At 66.3% G+C, this 626-nt stretch carries 1 protein-coding gene and 1 pseudogene; both read right to left on the reverse strand.

What is annotated here, in order from left to right:
- Positions 1–97 (reverse strand): annotated as a pseudogene (locus KUM38_RS42270) (transposase); the annotation flags it as partial.
- 38 nt (positions 98–135) lie between these two features.
- A partial coding sequence (locus KUM38_RS28230; protein ID WP_217133282.1) for a transposase occupies positions 136–626 on the reverse strand: 491 nt, incomplete at its 5' end.

The raw sequence follows: 626 nt of genomic DNA on the forward strand, positions 1-626 counted from the left end.
CGCCGGCCCAGATGCCGAGGATGTCGCGGGTGCCGTCCACCGTCACCGCCATCACCACGTAGATGGGACGGTTCGCGACCTTCCCATCTCTGATCTTGGTTCTGTCGACGATCTTGTGATCCGGTGGGTTGGGACTCATCGTGTGAGCAGGACGCGTTTGCGAAGGAGATCGAGGCTGGCGCGGCCGAACATCTGGCGTTTCAGCATTTTCAGTCGGTTGATGTTGCCCTCGACGGCACCGGAGCTGTGGGGCAGGGACAGTCCGTTGCGGACGGCGTCGAAGTCGCGGCGGAGGTTGCGGGCGAAGCCCGCAAGCGGAGCCAGGCTGTCTCGTTCGACGTCGGTGATCCAGTCTTCGAGGCGGTCGCCGTGGCGGCCGGTCATCATCGCGGCGAACTTCCTGACGTGAAGGGTGAGCCGGTCGAGTTCCAGATCGCGCTCACGCAGCCGGTGCAGCTTGTCGGCGTCCTCGGCCCGCAGGTGCTCGGGGTGGGTCATGATCCAGGAGGTGACCTTGCGGACCGACGGAGGCTTGGGTCCTGGGACGGGTGCGTGTCCGCGTCCGGTCCGGTAGCGCCGCAGGTGGCGCTGGACGGCCAACTCGCCTCCCGGATAGCCGAGCTCTT

The organism is Streptomyces sp. AC558_RSS880, assembly GCF_019049255.1.
GTDB lineage: Bacteria > Actinomycetota > Actinomycetes > Streptomycetales > Streptomycetaceae > Streptomyces.